General features: G+C 54.8%; 10 protein-coding genes and 1 pseudogene. 8 read left to right on the forward strand and 3 right to left on the reverse strand.

Features of this window, described 5'->3' with window-relative positions:
• The 7 genes and pseudogenes from H6585_02540 (at position 1) to H6585_02570 (ending at position 14,365) form a co-directional block, all read left to right on the forward strand.
• Positions 1–3,210: a hypothetical protein gene (locus H6585_02540; GenBank protein ID MCB9447207.1), complete on the forward strand. Its 3,210-nt coding sequence runs from the start codon at positions 1–3 to the stop codon at positions 3,208–3,210.
• Between the two features lie 34 nt (positions 3,211–3,244).
• On the forward strand, positions 3,245–4,738 hold the full coding sequence (locus tag H6585_02545) for a hypothetical protein (protein ID MCB9447208.1): 1,494 nt from the start codon (positions 3,245–3,247) through the stop codon (positions 4,736–4,738).
• Positions 4,735–5,661: a hypothetical protein gene (locus H6585_02550; protein MCB9447209.1), complete on the forward strand. Its 927-nt coding sequence runs from the start codon at positions 4,735–4,737 to the stop codon at positions 5,659–5,661. Before H6585_02545 ends, H6585_02550 begins: the two co-directional genes overlap by 4 nt.
• 5 nt (positions 5,662–5,666) lie before the next feature.
• Positions 5,667–9,914 (forward strand): hypothetical protein, encoded by a 4,248-nt coding sequence (locus H6585_02555; protein ID MCB9447210.1) that lies wholly within the window; start codon positions 5,667–5,669, stop codon positions 9,912–9,914.
• Positions 9,915–9,933: 19 nt separating this feature from the next.
• Positions 9,934–11,745, forward strand: a complete 1,812-nt coding sequence (locus H6585_02560) for a hypothetical protein (GenBank protein MCB9447211.1) — start codon at positions 9,934–9,936, stop codon at positions 11,743–11,745.
• An 802-nt stretch (positions 11,746–12,547) separates the two neighbouring features.
• Positions 12,548–12,763: pseudogene (locus tag H6585_02565) on the forward strand (hypothetical protein).
• A gap of 306 nt (positions 12,764–13,069) precedes the next feature.
• Positions 13,070–14,365 (forward strand): hypothetical protein, encoded by a 1,296-nt coding sequence (locus H6585_02570; protein MCB9447212.1) that lies wholly within the window; start codon positions 13,070–13,072, stop codon positions 14,363–14,365.
• Between the two features lie 529 nt (positions 14,366–14,894).
• Here H6585_02570 and H6585_02575 read toward each other — a convergent pair.
• Positions 14,895–15,557 (reverse strand): hypothetical protein, encoded by a 663-nt coding sequence (locus H6585_02575; GenBank protein MCB9447213.1) that lies wholly within the window; start codon positions 15,555–15,557, stop codon positions 14,895–14,897.
• A gap of 953 nt (positions 15,558–16,510) precedes the next feature.
• Here H6585_02575 and H6585_02580 point away from each other — a divergent pair.
• On the forward strand, positions 16,511–16,861 hold the full coding sequence (locus H6585_02580) for a hypothetical protein (GenBank protein MCB9447214.1): 351 nt from the start codon (positions 16,511–16,513) through the stop codon (positions 16,859–16,861).
• A gap of 122 nt (positions 16,862–16,983) precedes the next feature.
• On the opposite strand, the gene msrB is transcribed toward H6585_02580, so the two are convergent.
• Both msrB and H6585_02590 read right to left on the reverse strand, forming a co-directional pair.
• Positions 16,984–17,481 (reverse strand): peptide-methionine (R)-S-oxide reductase MsrB, encoded by a 498-nt coding sequence (gene msrB / locus H6585_02585; GenBank protein MCB9447215.1) that lies wholly within the window; start codon positions 17,479–17,481, stop codon positions 16,984–16,986.
• 224 nt (positions 17,482–17,705) lie between these two features.
• Positions 17,706–18,221: a hypothetical protein gene (locus H6585_02590; protein ID MCB9447216.1), complete on the reverse strand. Its 516-nt coding sequence runs from the start codon at positions 18,219–18,221 to the stop codon at positions 17,706–17,708.
• Between the last annotated feature and the right edge of the window lie 99 nt (positions 18,222–18,320).

Here is an 18,320-nt window from a genome sequence, read left to right on the forward strand (position 1 = left end):
ATGCCCACAGAAGTTGACCTGAAGTTAGGACTGAACCTGGAGATAGGTTCCGTGCCGGTAGCCCTGGATGTGGAGATCGACAGCCAGTCGGCACAAACCACATACACCTTCGATGGATGCGTGCAGAACGCCGTAATCCCGCTGGGTGAGTTCATCGGTTATGTCGGTCAGCAATTCGGTGTGGATGTGCAATTACCGCCCGAACTCAACCTCCATGCAGAGATTGACTACCTCGTCGGTCAGGTCATCTACACCAAGCCTACCACCGGCAACCCCACCACCGAACTGGGTGCTGCCGGCAAGTTCGAACTGTCGGTATATGATGATACCTACAGTTTTACTTTTTACGCGGATACCGTCATCAGCAGTCCGGCACCCGCCACCGGCAACCCCTATGTGATCGGTGCGTCCATCGACCTCGATCTCGATTTCGCCAAACTTCCTCTCGTGGGCGTGATCCCAGGCTTCAATGATCTTACGCTCACCAACGTGGGCTTCTCGTATACCAAGGAAGCGGCCGGCGCGGATAAGCCGGTGGAGTTTCACATTCCGCAGGTGAGTACATCCGACAACCCGTTGTATACACGGCAGGATCCTTCTGCACCCAACAAGACGAATTACAGCATCGACAGCAAGGGCAACAAGCAAACCTTCAACCTGACCAAGGGAGGTTTTGCCCTCACGGCTGGTTTCACCAAGAAGAGCACCGGTGAAGCGCTCAACAACTTTGCGTTGCCAATGGCGTTACCGCCAACAACCCCACCACCAGTGAACCCGCCACCGGCGCCATTCTATAACGGGAATACAAGTCCGCCCGGTGGTTCGGTTCACTGGATCAACATCAACAAAACCTTCGGACCGGTTGACCTGAAGAAGATCGGACTCAACTATAGTCAGGGCGAGGCCACGTTCGGATTCTCAGCCGGTTTTGCGCTGGGTGGTTTCTCGCTCGGTGTAGAGGGCATGACCATTACATTTCCACTGCCGCTTCCCGGGATGCCGGCCGGTAACACCGTCAGCTTTGACATCCAGGGTTTGTCCATGGACATCAAAGAGGGTAACCTGGAAATCGGCGGGGCGTTCCTGAAAGTGGAAGAGGATGGCGTGAGCAGCTACTACGGTGAAGCGGTGCTGCAGGTCGCCACGTTCGGCTTCAAGGCGCTGGGCGGATACACGCCCGCACATGATGCTCCCGACCCGAACCACCAGGGCAAGACCCTGCACATCCCGCCGTCTTTTTTCCTGTATGCCAACATCAACGTGCCCCTCGGTGGTCCGCCGTATTTGTTTGTAAACGGATTGGCGGGTGGCTTCGGCATCAACAACGAACTGGTGTTACCTACACTGGAGCAGCTGCCCACTTATATCCTGCTTCCGCACAATGCACCGGCTGAGTCGGGATCGGCCCAGTCAACCGTGACATCCGTGTTGCCGCAACTGCAGAAGTACTTCCTGGATATGCCCGGAGAATACTGGCTGGCAGCCGGCGTTCAAGTGTCGTCATTCGAGATGATCAATGTGTTCGCATTGGTGACGGTTTCCTTCGGGGTGGATTTTCAGATCGCGTTGCTGGGCAATGCATCCATGAGTTTCCCGACGGGTGATCCGGCCCCCATTGCATATGTGGAGATTGATGTGATGGCTTCGTACAGTCAGTCCAGCGGCCTGCTCGCTGTGGCCGGAGTGCTCTCACCTGCATCCTATATCTTCGGTCCGTTCTGTCAGCTGACCGGTGGTTTTGCCTTCTATATCTGGTTCGGTGGTCCGCACCAAGACGACTTCGTGGTCACGCTGGGCGGATACCATCCGGCTTTTAAAAAACCCGACTATTATCCTACCGTTCCCCGGCTGGGCATCAACTTCAGCCTCGGTCCGATTCATGTGACCGGTGGGTCTTATTTTGCGCTTACCCCGGCCATGTTCATGGCGGGTGGTTCAATGTCGGCCACGTGGAGTATCCCGGCCATCAAGGCCTGGTTCACCATGGGGGTCGACTTCCTGATCGCATGGGCGCCCTTCCACTACGAAGCCGATATCTATGCCAGCATCGGCGTGTCGGCAGACCTGGGGCTGTTCACCATCAACCTGCACATTGGTGCGGACGTGTATTTGTGGGGACCTGCATTCGGAGGCAGGGCCGATGTGGATCTGGATGTGATCTCATTCACCATCCACTTCGGTGCGGAAGCATCCACACCGCCTCCGATCGGATGGCAGGATTTCAGAACAAGTTTTTTACCGGCAGATACCGGCAGCAGCCAATCCACCAACCGCAGCCGGCGCATGCTGGCTGCCGCTGCTGCCGCTTCACCTGCGGAAACGAACATTGTGAAAGCTTCCGTGCCCAGCGGTTTGCTGGGTAGCGGCGTGGAAGGTTTTAATTGGATTGTGGATCCGGATCAGTTTGTGATTGTAGTGAACAGCACCATTCCCGTGAATCAACCGAAATGGGTCAACAGCGAAGGACAAACAGTGGATGTTTCCGACGACGTATCGGCTTACAATGCAACTCCGGTGGATGTGGAGAACGGCCCTTACCTGAAGCTCGGAACGAAGCAAGCCACCTACAGCGCAACCCAGGTTTGGAATCCTGACCTGAGCATCCGTCCGATGAAGCAGGACAATGTGCAGTCGGTGCTTACGCTGCAGGTCAGCAAACGCGCAGCCAGTGATCCGCCGGGAACATACAGTCAACCCATCAATACACTCAGCATACAGCCGCAAACGGCTTCGTCGAATGCAGCCATGTGGCTGAAAAACCCCGACAAGCCATCACCGAACGATCCGGCGTTGGTACCATTCAGTCTTACCGGTTTTCAACTCAGTCCCATTCCACGCAACCCCAGCAGCGTGAACAATGTGCCCCTGATCCAATTGCTCTTTCAGAAAGGAAACGAGGCATATTACAGCTTCGGCAGCGCTGCCGTGGACACCCGATACCAGGTAACGGCCACCTTGCCGACGCCGGATCAACTTACCATCAAGGTGAGCGGTCAGGCGGCAGAAACACTTGAAAATGATAACTACATCCTGTCTTCCCTTGAAGATAAATGGGTGGTGTCGCAACGTGCCGCCATCCTGGATGATCTGAATACAAACGGATTCACAACCTATACACCGCAGGATGTCAACCTATCGATCCTCGCCACACAAACGGCGCTTACCGATTGGCCTCAGGTTCTTCTACTGGGTGATGACCTGGCTGCCTAGGTTGTTTGGAAAGCAGAAAGCGGATATTGAAGATATGACAGATACAAACAACAACGGCGGTAGTGGCATCCTGAACGAACAGGTTACCTACATCCAGCATGACATTCCCGGACTGGAAGACGGCGAGTACAAGCTGTCACTGACGCAGGAAGTGAATGACAGCGGAGGCACTGCCATCAGTGGCGCCATCACCAATGAATATACGCTCGCCGTACTGGGCGACAGGTTCAGGTTGAAGAACCCCGGTGATGTGTTGTATTCGGTGTTTCCGGACGACAATGCATCGGGCATGTTCAGCACCGTGTTGCCACATGTGGTCTTTACCAAATCCACTTTTCCCTGGGCGCGTTACCCTACATTGGAAACGCCTTACAGTCCACCCCAACCCGGGCAGGATACCGATGCCGACGTACCCACGTGGATCACCGTGCTGCTGCTGGATGATGATGATGTGGCCGCACATCCCACCCTGCAACTACCGGCCGCAAGCGCCACCATGGGCGACCTCTTTCCGACGTCGCTGTATCCGCAAAGCACGTTGGGCGATAACTATTCGTATTTCTATCAGGCCACACAAACCGATGAACTGGATCCCGGCGATGCGATGAGCGATACCATCCAGGTGCTCGACATCCCGCTGACCCTGTTCTGGCAGATTGCACCGACCATCGATGACCTTAAGCTGATGGCACATGTGCGCAACGTGAGCCTCATCAACAAAGCCACCATGCCGGGCATCTCGGATGTGGGTGAACCCACCGGCACTTTCTCGGTGGTGTTCGGAAACCGCCTGCCCAATACGGCGAAGAAAACCTATGCCTACCTGGTGTCGCTGGAAGAGTTGCAGGATTTCATTCCCACCGATGAGAACGGAGGTGCGCCCTCAGGCACAAAACTTGACCCTTCCAAAAACCTGCGCCTCGCGGTGCTGAAAACCTGGACGTTTTATTCCACCGGCGAGAACGCCATGTTCGTGGATCGCATCCAGGCGCTGAACGGTGCGCCGGCAGCAGGAACCGAAGCCGCCCAGGTGAACCTGCGACTGGATTACAACGGCAGCAACCCTGTGGTGAAAGGCGCCCTGGAGATGGGCTATGTACCGCTGAACCACGATGTGCGCACGGGAGAAAAAACGGTGTCGTGGTACCGCGGACCCCTGGTGCCATATAGGGTGGATAAGGCGCGTGTGAAACTGCCTGTGGCATCGCCCGACCAGGCCATGATCTTTGACCCCACGACAGGGATGCTGGATGAAAGCTATTGCGCAGCATGGACCCTGGGTCGCCTGATGGCGCTGCAGGACCAGGCGTTCTCCGTTTCGCTTTACAATTGGAAGAAAGGACTCTCACAGGCCGTTGTCAACGAAGCCGAAAACGAACTGCTGTCCGAAGCTTTTGTAAATGTGCTGCAACCGGCGCCCCCCACTGGCGCTGCTACTGCCCGGGTAGCCGCAGCTCCCCAGGCAAAGGCTTCCGGACAGCTACTTCATCAGCTCATCTTTTCACTGAAAAAACCTTCACAATCATGAGCACACCGCTGGGACGAACTTCGTTGGCGAGAAACCGCATCCGTGACGGATTGGTGGCTACGTTTCATAACGATCGCGCCATGGCCACCGTGGCCGACCAGGTGTCGGTGCCTGATCAGATCAGCGATTGGATGGGCCGCCTGAAACTGCTGTACGGTGTGCCCATCAACTACCTCGTGCCCGATGAAGGCATGTTGCCCCCTGAATCCATCCGCTTTTTTTATGTGGACATGAATTGGGTGGATGCAATGATGGACGGCGCCTTCAGCATCGGTCGCAACCTGACCACCGACCAGGCCCAACCACCGGTGTCGGTGCAACTGGACCGGGCTTCGGCACCCAGACTCACCCGCGAGGCGAATGCAAAATCCGCATCGGTGCGCACCAACTACCTGGGAGTCGACGGCATTGATGTGTCGTTCCAAACCGTGTCGGGTTTCATCCTGCGTTCATCTCTGGTGCCTGCTTACCCGGGACTGGGCGTGAACCCCTGGCAGGAGGGCCATACCCCGGAAGATCCGGAACCGAAGCTGCTGAATATCCTGCGCATGGAGCAACTCGGGCAACAGGCCGATACCCTGGTGTGTCTGGTGGAGGGGGACATCTTCAGGGTGGACATCCATGAAGCGCCTGAAGCCTTGCACTTCGGCATCGATACGTTCGATGAAAAGGGTGCCACGAAAAAGATCAACCAGTTCACGGAAACCGACGGACAGGTAACCATCACCCAAAACCTGGTGACCCTGGACTTAACGAAAGAACAGTGCTTCCGGCCCGATGCGCCGCGCACCATCAAAATGCAAACCCTTGCCAACCTGATCGCCGCTTCCCAGTCACCACCGATCCCATCCGTTGATTCAGCCGTGATGGGATTTGAAATGACCGAAGGCGTAGGCATGGTGAGTTTTAATTTAAAGTCGTGATGTCAATGAATGCCATCATACCAATAAACATCGCAGCACTGAGGGTCAGTGAGAACGATAATACAAATGTCGTTGTGGATTTCAAGGGGCGCGTGGCGAACTTCAACTCCATCCCCTTTCAGTCAACCGATATGCGTGCCAGCACCGGTGATACCGTTGTGCAGCCGCTGGACAGTAAGTCATCGCCCCTGAATCCGCTCGGCACCGGCATCCATGTGCATTGGGAATTGCCCGACTATTTTCGCAGAGGTGTGCAACCCATAGGTGGTGCGGATGTGATCTTTCCTCAGGTGCCCAACCGGTGGTTGGTGATCCGCTACCTCAGCATGTACGATGCAACCAGCCAATCCTGGCAGGATGCCACTTCGCATGCATGGGTGGTGGAGAGCGACTACATTTCTCCCGCACTGATTGCCGATGCCGATGGTGCTTTGCGTCCTGCTGTTCCGGTGCCTCTGTCCGTTCAAAACAACGGACAGCAGCAGCCGTTCGCCTACATGGGGCGCGTGGTGGATGCCGATACATGGGATCCGGCGGGGGAAGACACATCCCATTACCTGCCTGCTTTCAACGGTGACGACGGCAAGTCACTTTACCTGACCTCCATCGGGTTTCTCGGTCCAGGTTTTTCTTCCTACTACCCGGATTGCTGCAGCGTGTTCGGTTTCTGGGACCGCTTCACGGATGAGCCGGAACTGTTCCAGGCCATCACCACCAACCAACCTGTGCAATTCAAGGCTTCCTACCAGGTGGTGGGATGGATCAACACCAACGCGAACGATCCGCTCGACGGGTTGGACGGCAAAGTCAAGGAGGAATACGACAACTATGTAGCACAATGCAAACAGGCCGGAACACCCGTGAAGGAAACCCCAGCTACCGTGTTCGCCAACCTGATGCAGCAAAACAACCACTGGCTGTTCCGCACGGAAGACATCACCTATACGCTCAACACGGATGATACCCTGCAATCGGTGGATCTGCCCCTGAAAACCATCTGCAACGGTGTGTTGCAGGAGGTGGTGTGGAACATGCTGAACAGTCCGTCCACATCCTACTTCCTTAACAACCCCGACAACCAAACAAGCCCCGGCGTATGGACAGATACAGTGGAACTGGCTGTGGGCAACACGCCGTCCGAGGCCCTCTCGGCCCTGCTGAAAAAAGACATGGGGAATACAGATGACGACCCGGACCTGCTGAAGAATTACGAATACCTGCTGGACGCCCTGCAATTGGGATTGCTCAACAACCTCGAGAACGAAACCAACAAAATCATCCTCCTGGAAGAGTCATTGCACTCAAACGGTTTTGCCAAGGTGCAGGGTGGATTGCTCTGGATCGTACAGCCTAAACAGGAAGACCCCGACCAGCCGCATGATGCAGACCAGGAGATCACGCTGCCCCTGGCACTTGCTGAACAACTGCACGTGCTCAACCAGGCCCAGAAAAATTACGACACGGCACGTGATGCTTTGAAGACCCAACGGAAACAATTGTTCATGGATTGGTTCCGCTATGTGAACATGGAAGCAGGTGGCATCACCGATCCGAATGTGAGCATCAACCAGCTGATCAATTTCCTCACCAATTCCGGTGGCAGCGAACTCACCACCGTGGTGGCTGCAGGCGATAGTGCTGGCGTGTTGTACTATGAACAAAGTGAAGATTCGGGTGAGATCATCGGCCTGAAACAACCGGATATAGAAACGTCGCTCGCCTTTGATGTGTGGAACAAGTTCAATGATTTTCAGCAGGCGATGAGTCAATACCCGCAGTGGCAGGTGATAGGGGTGCCGGCGCCTTCTTTCTGGTCGCCCACCGAACCCACCGTGCTGATGCAGGGCAACCGCATCGAACCGGTGCGCCGCAACGGCAGCGCCAAAGACATTGTCGTGCGGCTTACAGGTGAGCTGCTCACCCAGCTGCAGGTGGTTTCTGCCGGAAGTACATTCACACTGAACATATCCTCGATCCAGGGGCAGCCCGCTTTTCCGAAAGCTCCTTACCAGGCCGACCTGACCGACCTCATCGGCGAAGGCTACATCACCATCCCCAGCCTGGCGTCAATAACCGCGGCTGCATTGAAAGCCGAAGGAGGCAATGGCAATCCGGCCGACGCAAACCTGCCGGGCGTGATCACATCCCTGCAACTGGCGGAAGGTGGTTTGAGCCCACTTGAGGGCAAGCCCGACACCGGTTTGTATGCCCTCATCCGTCAGTCGGACTATGTGGCAAAAGCCAATGAACAGATCAGCATTCAACAGCCCCTTGCGCTCACCTTCACGTTCACCAATGAAGCCGGAAACGGATGGGCACCCGATGCGGTGGCATGGAACGCACAGCAACAATACCCCGAGTTCGACAACGACAGATACGATCCGTTCCTGCCCGTGAGCATGGTGTGGAAACTGGCATACGATCCGCTGAAGCAGTCGGATGGCAGCGGCTATTCCGCCACCAACCTGACCGACTTCTTCGAGATGGATCCCGATGCCATCGACTATGTATACAGGATGAACGGCACCACACCGGTCGACTTCACCGTGGGCCAGCAGTTGCCGTACGACAACTCCGTGGTGTTGTCGAAACGCCCCACATTCAACCTTACCACGCAGATCGACAACTACGCGCAGAACTATCCGACCGACCCTGCCGATCCTACGTTGTCGCAGATATCCGACTACTACAAATCGCTGCACATCATGTCGCAGGCGATGAGCGGTTTTACCGCTGAACAGATCCTGCGCACCTACATCGCCCGCATCAAAGTGGAAGACCTGACCCGCGGTCCGCGCGATGCGGTGACCACGCAGATCAATGCCGCCGCCACTGCATCTGATGAAGACGACTGGTACGACTACAGCTTCAATGCAGATGCGCCGGTTTCAGCCGGACTGCTCGCCATTCATAATTTCGGTCCGATGCGTGCCGGCTTCATGGAGATCCAGTCGCTGGAGATTGTGGATGTGTTCGGACAACGGATGGACCTGCAAACGGCTGCTCAAAACCCCGACGGTTCGCTACAGGTAACACCCGCCATGACGCTGGCACCGTTGACGGCTGATACGGAACATGCAAATACCATCTACCTGCCGCCACGCATCAACTGGCCCACCCGGTTGTGGTACCGATGGCTGAGCGCTGCGCACGACACAAGCGTGCCCGGTTTTGACAATGATTTTGTGGAGATGAACACACATCCCGCCACGTCTCCCGTGTTCGGATGGATCATCCCCAACCACCTCGACAACACCTTGTTTTTTTATGATGCGCCGGGAACGCCCATCGGATCATTCGGCATCGAACATGATACGCTGATATATCGCACGCGTGCCGGAAACCTGGCAAACCCGTCGAGCGATCTGTCCCTCGACATAGGTCCGAAAGGATCGCCGACCGTGAATCCCCATCTCGCTACCTTCATGTGGTATGTGGATGGACAGGATGCGAATTTCCTGGCCGACTTCATGAATGCCATCCAGCAATCCGACCGCTTCATTGACCCGACCAATTCTGCACAGGATGCATCGCTGGCCGTATTGCTCGGCAGACCGTTGGCGTTGACAAGGGCTGTGCTCGGACTGGAAACGCAGGGCGGACTTCTTCCCATCAGCCAGGCATCCACCGAAGCCACCGATCCCTGGCCACAGGACATTAACAACAACCGGTACACCTATACCGATCGGATTCCGTATAGCAGTGCCAACATGGGCAACGTGCAGTTCCCGGTGCGCATGGGCGACCTCGCCAACCTGGACGATGGCCTCGTGGCCTACCTGATCGAAGCAACCGGGGAGGATCCGTATTCAACCGTATATGCCCCGGCGGCACCGGCGGGCGGACAACACCATGTGACCGCTCCCGATGCAGATACCCTTCAGCTGGTGCTGAACGGTGCATCCATCACCCTTACCATGCTGGTGGATCCGAGAGCTGCAGTGCATGCCACAACCGGCGTGCTGCCCGTTCAGGAGCTGGGCATTCCACCTGATCAATACTCCGAGATCCTTCGCAACCTGCAGATCACATTTGCCACCACGCCGGTGCTGAATGAACGCCAGCAACTGGTGGTGCCTTTGCCGCAGGAATCCGGTTACGTATGGTCGTGGGTGAACCCGGGTGCGGAAGGTGAAGTGCCCCTGAAACCCAACGAATCGAACGATGATGCGGTGTGGGATTTCACTCCGCAAACCTTGCGGGAAGGATGGCTCAAATTGTCGCAGAACCCGAACCAGGACCAGATATCATGAACCCAATTGAGACCGAACGATGAACTTTCTCATGGCCAATAACGGCATCCAGCTTTCTGTGTTGAACACCGCCAACCAACAACCGGTGGTGTATGTAGGCGTGTCTGCCACCCTTGCTTTCCAGTTAACCAACAACACCGGCAGCGACATCAAAATGGTGGCGGGCGGATCCGCATCCAGCTTCGAGATTTTCATGCCGTTGTTTTACCAGCTCAGTGACCTCCAGAAGATGAACATTCAATTGAACGATTGGTCGTTTGCAGTAAACACAACCGACGTGTCATTGGCGCTCACCTGGCAGGGAACCGGTTCGGCGGTATGGGCGGATGGACAAAGCTTGTCGTTCCAGGTGCAGACCGCGGAAAGTTCCGCATCCCCCACGGCTGATTCAGTGACCGTGTTGCTGAACAATTTCCAGGGCAGCCTGCCACCATCGGTACAGGCGCCGCTGGCATTGAACAAGAATCCGCAACCGGGTAACGCCAAGCTCACCGACGTACTCCAGGTGTCGCTCGACAGCCAGGGAAACGTGATCGTTTCGCCGGCAGGAGACCCGCTGCAGAACACCATCTTCCTCAACCTGAAAAACATATCGCAGCAACCCATTTACCAGGGTGGGAACATGTGGACGGGAAATCCGGTTGTGAATGTGACGTTCGTTTACGGAAGCACCAGTGGATCGCTGGCGCCGGACAATGACAAGAGTGCGCCGGTACAAGGATCCGCATGGAACATCCGCGGAGGTGTGGCCATTTCGCAGAACAATGCATGGACGGTAACCAACCCCGGTGCCAGTTCACCGAATCCGCATCCGCTGTGGACGCTTCAACCCGCCAACACCAACAAGCAGATCATCGGCACGGGTGACGATGCCAACATCACGTTCTCATTTTCCGATATCATTTCTTTCACACCTCCGGGCCACACCCAGATGATGGTGCAGTTCTCCGGTTTCATGAAAGACGAGACCACGGCCTATGATGACATGGTGTTCGTACTCGACATCGTGAAACAGCAGGCGCCGCCCACACGCGGGTTGCTCAATTTCTTCAGTCCGACACCCATCTTCCAGGTGACACAACCCACCGCCGACATCCAGATTCCGTTGCGATGGACCATGTTCGACGTGGCATCCGTTACGCTGATCACCGCATTGCCCGGGGTAGAACCGGTTGTTTACCCGTACCCCAATCCGGCTCCCATCGCCTACGATCAGCAGGAGGCCACCCTGCCCGGAACGGTGCAAAGCACGGCGGTCACTTTCACCCTGCAAGCATATGACGGAAACGGAGGATACCTGAACAGCCTTCAGTTCACCGCATTCCTGCAAGCCAACATGTTTGTAGACACCCGCGATGGCAAAGTGTATCCGGTGGTGCAGGTGAACAACAAGATATGGATGGCCGCCAACCTCGACTATGATGCGCCGACCGGCTCCGGCTTTTACAACGGAAGCAGCAAATACGAAACACCGTACGGCCGGTTGTATACCTGGGAAGGATCACAATATAAAATACCGGCTCCCTGGAGGCTGCCCTCGCAGGAAGACTGGAACGACCTATTCTCGGCATTTGCTTCACCCGCTGCGGCATATGCCGCACTGATCACAGGTGGAAGCAATGGTTTTGCCGCACAGCTCGGCGGTGCGATTGATAACCGCGGCAACTCATCGCAACTCGGCACCTACGGCATGTACTGGAGCTCCACGCCACAGGGCGGGTCCAATGCCATTTACGCCGGATTCAGCGGCAACTCACAAACCGTGAATGCCGTGGCCAACAACCCTACGAACTACATGTTATCCATTCGATATGTACGAGACGTCAGCTGAACATACCATACAGGTGCATCCTGTTCTGACGGATGCGTCAAAGGAGGCATTCCTGCAACGCGCCCGCCTGCTCGGACACGATGAAGGCGCTTTGCTGCGCGGCCGGGAAGAGGTGTCTTACTTTCTCCTCAACACCCTGGAAGACATCCGCAACACGTTGTCGGTGGCCACACCCGAACAGCGGAAACTGCGACAGAAGACATTCTTTAATCCGCCCATTGAGGCCCGTGCCCGTTTGGGGCAGGGCCTGCACGACAGGGGTGAGTCACATACATTCGCGGACGGCCATGTGCCTGCCGGAGATCAGCATGGGATCGACAACCACCTGCCTTTGCATGTCAAGGCCATCAGCGTATTGCATAAGGTGGTGCCAGCGGGTGAAGTGTGGGATGTAAGCGTGCGCGGCGAAGTATGGGGGCTCGACAACCTGGAAGAACTTTACACCACCGTGAATGTGGGTACACTTGTGCTGGAACCGGGTGCCTCTGTGGTGGTGAGAGGAAACGTCTTTTCGCTGGTGTGTCAGCAAATCATTTGTTCATCACTCACCGACGAATGCGACTACCACATCGGCATATTGCCCACGCCTTTCTCGGTGGACTTCCGCCGTGGTCCGATCGATGGTCCGGCGGGCGCTTCCGGAAAGCACGGTGCGCACGGTGGCGATGGCGAACAGGCGTTGGTGGAAAACAACTTGCTTGGGCTCGCGTTGCAGCAGCCCATTGAACCGGAAGAGATGTGCGGAGTAGATGGTGAGAACGGTGAAGACGGACTTCCCGGTGTGGCCGGTCGCAACGGCGGTATGTGCAAGCTGGCTGAGATCACACTGCGGAATGTGGTGGATAATGTGGCCGTATTTGTGCAGGCCGGAAAAGGCGGCAATGGAGGGAATGGAGGCCGTGGCGGTGACGGTGGACATGGAGGGGATGGGCGCGACGGCTATCAGTTGATCACCGGTTTGTTGCCGGGTGGTGATGGAGGAAACGGTGGTGATGGCGGCAACGGTGGTGATGGCGGACATGCAGGACATGGCGGCGTGGCATCCAATGTATATATCAATGTACCGGAGGAGCAGAAGCTACGGGTATGTTGCACGGTACTTCCGTCGGAAGGCGGTGCAGGTGGCAAGGGAGGAAAATGTGGTGTTGGTGGCGGAGGCGGTATGGCCGGACAGGGGCCTCAGCCGGGACGGGCAGGTGAGGATGGACAAGCCGGGAAACATGGCAAAAAAGGAAAGGCAGGAAGATCACGGCCGGCGCCGTGGGTCTTCATCAACGAGCAACCGATCACTCAATCAATAAACATGTTTTAAACCAAAACCATCATGTCACAAACACAAAAAAAGTCGAAAGCCTCCTCCGAAGCAGCTTCCGAAGCCGTGGCACAGCCCGTCAACGGAAACAAAACCGGGAAGGCCTCTTTTCTTGAGAGGGCTTCCAAACTAGGACATTCTGTGGATGCGCTCAAGGCAGGGCATGCGATAGAATCCAAGATAACAGTATCCAATATTGATGCGTTGCGCAACCTGCTGGATGACGGCGCACCGGCGGAAGCACGTGCCGCCAACGAGCGTCGCCTGTTCGGCAGCATTCCCGTAACGCCTCCTGAAAAGGATGAAAGTTTGCATGGCGTGCTGCGTCGTGTGAACGCATTTGTATTCGGCAACGACCTGTTGTCGGATGCAGACCGTTCACGCATCTCTTCTGCGTTTCCCATGCAGGTGAATGCCGTATCGGCGCCCGATGTTACCTACAACGGAGCAAACGATCTGGGTACGTCGCAACCGCTGACGATTCTGAACTACGGCACGGTGACTTTCAACGATCAGGCCTATGTGACCATCCAGAACACACCGTTGCAGTTCACATGTGATACCCTCGTTCGCAATGGCAATGCGCCGGCGGGCTTTGGTGATTTCAATATCCTGGGTGCACCGGGTGCAACGGGTGCTGCAGGTCCGACAGGTGGTACCGGCAGCGCCGGAAGTCCGGGTTCCAATGGTGATTGCTCAAGCGCGGGCATCGCAGGAAAATCGGGTACGAACGGTGATCCGGGTCAGCCGGGTGGTACCGGAGTGGTGGGTAGTGTTGGCGGAGCTGGTAAGCCCAGTCTGTCTGCCGAAGTGACGATTACAACAGCCCTGCAGCTGCAGAACGGCGCCAATGGGTTGATGATCCAGACCATGTCCGGACAAGGTGGCGTAGGCGGTAAAGGTGGACAAGGTGGACAAGGCGGAGCAGGTGGCAAAGGCGGAGATGGTGCCACATGCGGTTGCACTGGCTCAGGTGCCGGTAGCGGTGGCAGCGGTGGAAGAGGTGGTGACGGAGGTATCGGCGGACAAGGCGGTAGCGCTGTTGATGCTGCCGGTAACATCACGGTATCTGTTCCGGCGTCGATGGTGGCTAAGGTAATTACCACCAAGCTCACTGCTACGCCGGGCGCCGGTGGTGCCGGTGGCGACGGAGGTTCGGGTGGTGCCGGCGGTGCCAAAGGATCCGGTGGTAAGCACAACGGCGACGGCAACTCGGGCAGCACAGGCGGAACCGGTTCTCCGGGTGCGCAAGGTCCGAGCGGCGTAAATACAGGAAAACCTGCCGACATCGTGGTTCAACCTTACTAGGTGTTGTGTAGCATTCGAATGTTTTAGTTCGAAAGAAGGAGTGAAAAAGGGCCTGCGCAAGCGGGTCCTTTTTTAATTAAGGATTAGGAATTAGGAATTAGGGGCGATCACGTGAACTGGGCTGTGCGTCGTTGGAGGGATTGTGGTTTTTAGTTTGCTTGCCCGTCCGTAGCCTTGGCGGAGGCGGGTAGTTGGGCGTTCATCGGGGGTTCTTAGATAGGATTGTCAAATGCATCAAGTCACGCGAATGATGAAGGTTGCTGTATTGCCATTCGCTCCATAGGAGCGACACATGGGTGGAAATGATATGGATTGGATGATGCCAGCGTGCCGTAGGTACGCAACGAGAAAAGAGGTTGGGCACGGGGTGTACGAATCCCCTCCCCGGTTCAAGTTAGTGAATGAGGAAACATGGAATGAACCTATCCGATGTTCCTTCTTTCATGTGCAAGATGTTGATTGGAATTCGAAAGCAGATGAAACACCTTGGATGAGGCATGTGGCATTTTCAAATGATCACATCTTCACATCATTCCGACTTCTTCCCAAAATACACCCCCACTCCGAAGATACCCTGGAACGCGACGTTGTAGATGCGTGCGAGTCCTTCTACAATGGGAACGTCGGCTGCGGACGCGGTGACTTTGGCTTCGAAGCTGCCGTACAGCCAGGGGGTAATGGGTACCTTGCGTGCAAGTCCGCCATTGATCACCCAACCGCGCAGGTAGTAGCCACGGATGTCGAAACCGGGACCTTCCGGGAAAGCGCGGTTGCGGATGGTGTTCTCGGGATGCAGCAGGATTTTACCGGCACCTATGCGGTAATAAAAGCCTTTCCACTTCTTCAGGTAATTTACCATGACCATGTTGTAGCCGTGTGATATCCCGAAGCGTTGTACCTCGGGTGGTTTGTTTACCAAGTACAGTTTGTGGTGGATGGCTTCGAACTCTATGCCCTGGTTGTTGAACCATCGACTGAAACGCCAATCCCAGTAAAATGGATCCACCAATGGTTCGGATACGAAGTGTGCTTTGGGAATGCGGATCACCGGGTAGCCTGCCTGACGGATGACCAGAGGGAGGCGCATATTTCCCACCACACCGCCGTGCAACTCGAATGTCCAGTTGCGTTGAGCGGTTGCCGGGAGGGTTAGGACCATCATTACCACGCAAAGAAGGGAGCGGGTGCTCATGGTGCGAAGATAAGGGATGGAGGGGTTGGTCGCGAGTCTCAAGTTGTAGGTTACCCGCCGGGATATTCGCTCCATCGGAGCGACACATGGGTGGAAATGATATGAATGGAGAGATGTCAAAACGTGCCGTAGGTACGCAACAAGAAAAGGGGTTGGCTACGGGGTGTACGAATCCCCTCCCCGGTTCAAGTTAGTCAGAATCTTCTTCAGTTATGGACGAATGTGATGCAGATTCTTTCTTGGGTAAGATTTTGCAGCGATATGGATGTAGAAGAAGAGCGCCCGGTTTTCAGTCATTCGGTCTTCGGGCTTTCCGTTGCAAGTCCGACCTCCCACATCCCCCACACTTCGGGCTTTCCACTGCAATCCCGTCTATCTTGCATGGCTTGGTCGCTGTGGCAACGGAGGCTGAACGCCCTAGCAGGTCAGAAGCGCATAACCAAACAGGAAAACCATTCGACACATCTTACACACGAAAGAAGGAACATCGGATAGGTTCATTCCATGTTTCTTGATTCGCTAACTTGGATTGGGGAGGGGATTTGTGCCCCCTAAAATTAGTCTCAAGTCACAAGTCGCGGGTCTCAAGTTGCCCACCTTTGCCAAGGCTTCGGCGGGCGAGGCAAGTTGCGATTTTCAAGTTGCACAGTGGGCTACGCCGTCAATAGGCAATGGCTCCTTTTGGTCGCGTAAATGACATCCGGCTTCCATTGCCCCACCTTCATCGCGTTGTGGAAGGGTACGCCAATAACCATCAACCAATAACTAATAACCACAGAGAATCATCTTCGTAGGGATGTATCTCACGTCAATTATCTAATATCTCACGTCTAACATCTATCGTCCATTCCGAAAAACCCTTAACATTTTTTGGCAATTGCATTTGCAACCGATCGAAGGGGAGGTGCGTCCCTTGGGTGTAAATTCAGATGTACCATTTAAAACTACACAAGATGAAAAGGATTGCAAGTATCATGATGGTGTTGACCGGTCTGACCTTATCGGCTTTTGCCGGTACCACCAAAGGAGAGGCGGAAGAGAAAGCTGCCCTCGAACAAGTGCGCACAACCATGAAAGAACGTGCCGCCGCCGTTGAATACACCGAAGAAGCCCTCAAGGGAACACAGGTGCAGGTATCGTTTCTGATCAACGACGACAATGCCGTACAGGTCGTACGCGTTCATGGCGACAACAAGGCGCTGACCCGCCTGGTGACCGACGCCCTGGAAAATACCCAGGTGAATGCACCGGCACTGAAGAAAGGTCAGGTTTACAAAATCAGGTTCTCCTACAACTTTCTGTAAAAAGAATTCTGATAGAGGCGCAAAAAAAGCCCCGCACATGCGGGGCTTTTTTTATAGTCTCAAGTCGCGAGTTAGGAGTCTCAAGTTGTGACTAACGACTAACGACTAAAGACTAAAATAGGCTACTTATTCTCAAACGTCAAGGCGGCCGAATTGATGCAATACCTCAATCCCGTGGGTTTCGGTCCATCGTTGAACACATGCCCGAGGTGACCACCACACCTCGCGCACACGATTTCATTGCGGTCCCAACCATGACTCTTGTCCGATACCGCCATCACGCTTTTGGGTGAATAGGGTTGATAAAAACTCGGCCAGCCGGTACCTGATTTGTACTTGGCGCCTGAGCTGAACACCGGGTTGTGACAACCGGCACAGTAATACACACCCTCCGCATGGTTGTCCCAATACGCATTCTCAAACGCACTTTCGGTGCCCTTCTCACGCAACACGTAGTATTGGTCGGGTGTCAATTCCTTCTTCCATTCCGCGTCGGTCTTTGTGACCTCGAACATGTGCGGCTTGGAGCCGTCTTCCTGCGCATTGCCGGGTTGGGCACGCATGCATGAACTGGTGAGCATTCCACCCATCATCAGCGTTATGACATATATGGTTTTCATGAGTCTGCGGTTTGTTGTTTGTAGTTTGTGGTTGGGCCAGCATACGAAAGACGGGCTGTGTCTAACATCTGGAATCCATGAATAAAGTTAATCCATAACCTTCACGAAAGCGTCACGAACCGATGGCATTTATGTCATGTCAGAGAAATGTTCCCAAAACAAAATATCATCGCCTGTTTGGCGATGATATTTCCCTTAGGTGCCGATTTACAATTGAGGTTTTGCTATTCCGTGGGTTTTTTGTTTTCAGGTGTACCGGATGGTTTTTGTGTAGGTGTTTTCTTTTTGTCCTTGGCCGGATCCGGTTTTGCCTTGGACATATTCTTATCGGTTGGTGTCATACTGGCGATTTTCCCCTCCGCATTGACGCATTCCCCTTCTTTTAACATGCTTTTGGTGCCGTCTTTGCGAATGATGTTTCCATCCGTTTTTATCACGACGCCCGCCGATGTGGTATAGTTCTTCGTTAATTCTTTTCCATTATGCATCACAACAAGCTTCCCATCTTTCTTTTCTGCACAAATGGATTCCTTTTCTGAGGAAGCAGGTGCAACCTTACTGGCAACTTGTGCCGACAGGTTAAACACCAGCATGCTTCCGGCGATTAAACCAAGTAGTTTTTTCATGGTAGTACGATTATCGTTGTTTGTTTTGGATAGGCAGATAAGGAGAGTAAAATTAAGCGATTCCGTACCCAAAAGGGGAGGTCGAATGATGGAACGGGAGATGATTTTTGTCATTCCCCGATAGGAATCATGCAGGGAAAGATTCTCTAGGCGGATAACAACCAAAAAAAATTTTGGCTGATACTGCACTTTTGATAATAAAAGGTTTTAAGT

Source organism: Flavobacteriales bacterium, assembly GCA_020635855.1.
GTDB lineage: Bacteria > Bacteroidota > Bacteroidia > JACJYZ01 > JACJYZ01 > JACJYZ01.

What these genes read in the sequence shown, in the direction of transcription:
- H6585_02540 (MCB9447207.1), top strand. Translation starts at nt 1, where the DNA reads ATGCCCACAGAAGTTGACCTGAAGTTAGGACTGAACCTGGAGATAGGT.
- H6585_02545 (MCB9447208.1), top strand. Translation starts at nt 3,245, where the DNA reads ATGACAGATACAAACAACAACGGCGGTAGTGGCATCCTGAACGAACAG.
- H6585_02550 (MCB9447209.1), top strand. Translation starts at nt 4,735, where the DNA reads ATGAGCACACCGCTGGGACGAACTTCGTTGGCGAGAAACCGCATCCGT.
- H6585_02555 (MCB9447210.1), top strand. Translation starts at nt 5,667, where the DNA reads ATGAATGCCATCATACCAATAAACATCGCAGCACTGAGGGTCAGTGAG.
- H6585_02560 (MCB9447211.1), top strand. Translation starts at nt 9,934, where the DNA reads ATGAACTTTCTCATGGCCAATAACGGCATCCAGCTTTCTGTGTTGAAC.
- H6585_02570 (MCB9447212.1), top strand. Translation starts at nt 13,070, where the DNA reads ATGTCACAAACACAAAAAAAGTCGAAAGCCTCCTCCGAAGCAGCTTCC.
- H6585_02575 (MCB9447213.1), bottom strand. Translation starts at nt 15,557, where the DNA reads ATGAGCACCCGCTCCCTTCTTTGCGTGGTAATGATGGTCCTAACCCTC.
- H6585_02580 (MCB9447214.1), top strand. Translation starts at nt 16,511, where the DNA reads ATGAAAAGGATTGCAAGTATCATGATGGTGTTGACCGGTCTGACCTTA.
- msrB (MCB9447215.1), bottom strand. Translation starts at nt 17,481, where the DNA reads ATGAAAACCATATATGTCATAACGCTGATGATGGGTGGAATGCTCACC.
- H6585_02590 (MCB9447216.1), bottom strand. Translation starts at nt 18,221, where the DNA reads ATGACAAAAATCATCTCCCGTTCCATCATTCGACCTCCCCTTTTGGGT.